This window comes from Dietzia sp. CW19 (assembly GCF_014145265.1).
Classification (GTDB): Bacteria; Actinomycetota; Actinomycetes; order Mycobacteriales; family Mycobacteriaceae; genus Dietzia; species Dietzia natronolimnaea.
On record NZ_JAALEE010000169.1, the window covers coordinates 1 to 2,536 of the forward strand.

Sequence of the window (2,536 nt, forward strand, 5' to 3'; positions counted from 1 at the left end):
AGCCGCCACCACGCGGCCCCGTCCCAGCCGTACAGGAAGCCCAGGTAGAGGCCCTTGGACCGGGCGTGCTCGACCCCGCGTCGCCACCACCCCGGGGCGTCGCCGACGAGGTCCGTCCCGGCCTCTCCGGCACGCCCGCTGCCCTCCGTGAGGGAGAACTCGTGGTGCCAGCCGGCCAGGAGAGCGCGCCCCTCGCCGGGCCGGACGAGGGCCATCCACATCCCTTCCGCGCCGACCCAGTGCAGGGCCGAAGGTGTGGGCGGGGAGTGTTCCAGGCCCACCGCGGCGCGCACGGCGGCGTCCACGGCGAGGAGGGAGGCGATGTCGTCGGGCGTCGAGTCCAGGTCCACGGGGAGCAGGGCCATGGGCTCACGGTAGCCGGTGACCGCCACGGCGAGGTGACGATCGCGGTGAACGTCCGGCGACCCCTCGGTGTCCGGCCTCGGTCTTCGTTCGCCGGTCCGGCTGCGGCGACACCTGTCGACTCCTACGGTGTCACCATGGACAGTGTGACCACAGACGACGGCGTTCCCTCCGGCCCACGGCTACCCGGCCTGGTGCAGGCCCTGCTCACACTGTCGGCCCCCGCAGCCGTCTTCCCGGCGGCCGCCAGACGGTACGGGGTGCCGTTCAAGCTCGACCTGATGCCCAGGGGGCGGACGGTGGTCGCCGTCGCCGATCCCGCGGACGTCAAGGACGTCTTCGCCGGCTCGCCGTCGGTCTTCCACGCGGGCAAGGGCAACGAACTGCTGCGTCCGCTGTTGGGGGAGCACTCTCTCCTCCTCCAGGACGGCGACGAGCACGCGCGCGCCCGCCGGCTCCTCGCGCCGGCGTTCGGGCGCCGCGAGATCGAGGGGTACCGCTCGCTGGTCGAGCAGGTCACGACCGAGCAGTTGGATCGCTGGCCGCGATCGGGCCGGGTCCGTGCCCACATCCTGTTCAACGAGCTCACGCTCGAGGTGATCCTGCGCGTGGTCTTCGGGGTGACGGACTCGGCCCGTCTCGACCGGATCAGGCCGATCGTGGCGCGGGCGGTGGACGCCGGGCCGGTGGTGATGATCGGAATGGGCATCATGCCGCTGCGCCGGTTCCGGCCGTGGAGCCGACAGGTCCGGGACCTCGCGACGATCCACGCCTTCCTCGGTGAGGAGATCGAGGCGACCCGCCGGGACCCGGCGCTGTCCGGGCGGCGAGATCTGCTGGCGCTGCTGGTGCGGGCGTCCGCCCAGGACGCCCAGGGGTTGTCCGATCAGGAACTGCGCGACCAGCTGATGACCCTGGTGGCCGCCGGACACGAGACCACCGCCACCGCCATGGCGTGGTCGGTGCTCGAGCTGGCCCGGCACCCCGGGATCCAGGACCGCTGCGTGTCCGAGATCGCCGCCGGCGGCACGGAATACCTCGACGCCGTGCTCAAGGAGTCCCTGCGACTGCACCCCGTGGTCCCGATGGTGATGCGGGAGCTGCAGGAGCCCGCCACCGTCGGCGGCCGCACCTACCCGCGGGGGATGACCATCTCGCCGTCGATCATCCTGGCCCACCGCGCGCCGGCCGCCTACCCCGCGCCCAAGGAGTTCGACCCCGGCCGATTCCTCGGCGACGTCCCGACCCCCACCACCTGGCTGCCCTTCGGCGGCGGCGCCCGCCGGTGCATCGGTGCGTCCTTCGCGATGATGGAGGGCGAGGTGATCCTCCGGCAGGTGTTGGAGCGCTACCGGCTCGACCGCGTGGGCAGTGGCCACGAGTGGCCCAGGGCGCGGAACGTGACGCTGTATCCCTGGCGACGCGCACGGGTGGAGCTGCGACCGAGGTGACGCAGGGTCGCCGCGACGGGCCGGTGATGTGCGTTTCGGTGGAGATTTTCATACCGTAGGAGGGGTGAACGCTTCCCAGTCGCCCTCGCCGCAGGTCGAAGCGCCTCGCGCCTCGGCTCCCCGCATGTACACGTGGATCTCCGAGACCGGCAGGGTGATCGAGCAGGTGAGACTCGTCCGGAAGGGCGAGTCCTCCCGCGCCCGGGGCCGGATCGTCTCCGCCGCGCATCCCGACCACCAGGCGTTCACGCTGGAGTACCAGGTCGAGATCGGATCGGACCTGGCCCCTCACCGGGTGCAGCTGACCGTGTCCACCGAGGAGTACGAGCGCACCATCGACCTGGTCCGCGATGCCGAGGGCTCCTGGCTCCTGGACGACCCCTCCGACACCCGCTCCCGCGTGGGCGGCGACGGGGTGGTCGACGTGGACGTGACGTTCAGCGTGTTCTTCGCCAGCGTGATCAGCCGACGGCTCGGACTGCACTCGCAGCCCGGTTCGATCGAGCGGCGGGTGCTCTCGGTGGACTCCCTGACGCTCGACGTCACCGAGGACTCCGTCACCTTCTCCAGTGACGACGAGAAGGTCCACGGGATCACCGCCACCGCCGCCACGAGCGCGACCGTCGACCCCGACGGGTTCATCCTCGACGTCACCGGGCTCAGTCGGCGGGTCTGACCTCCCGCCCGGCGGCCCCGGCGGCGCGGAGGTCCGCGAGCCAGCC

General features: G+C 72.0%; 2 protein-coding genes and 1 pseudogene. 2 read left to right on the forward strand and 1 reads right to left on the reverse strand.

The window, feature by feature from the left end; genetic code table 11:
- A pseudogene (locus tag G6021_RS05950) lies at positions 1-365 on the reverse strand (hypothetical protein); the annotation flags it as partial.
- A gap of 144 nt (positions 366-509) precedes the next feature.
- On the opposite strand from G6021_RS05950, the gene G6021_RS05955 reads away from it, so the two are divergent.
- Together G6021_RS05955 and G6021_RS05960 are read left to right on the forward strand one after the other, a co-directional pair.
- The gene (locus tag G6021_RS05955; protein ID WP_346034731.1) at positions 510-1,814 is read left to right on the forward strand and encodes a cytochrome P450; all 1,305 of its coding nucleotides are present in this window, start codon (positions 510-512) and stop codon (positions 1,812-1,814) included.
- Positions 1,815-1,878: 64 nt separating this feature from the next.
- Positions 1,879-2,490, forward strand: coding sequence for a putative glycolipid-binding domain-containing protein (locus G6021_RS05960; protein ID WP_304813649.1), 612 nt, complete (start codon positions 1,879-1,881; stop codon positions 2,488-2,490).
- Positions 2,491-2,536 lie beyond the last annotated feature (46 nt).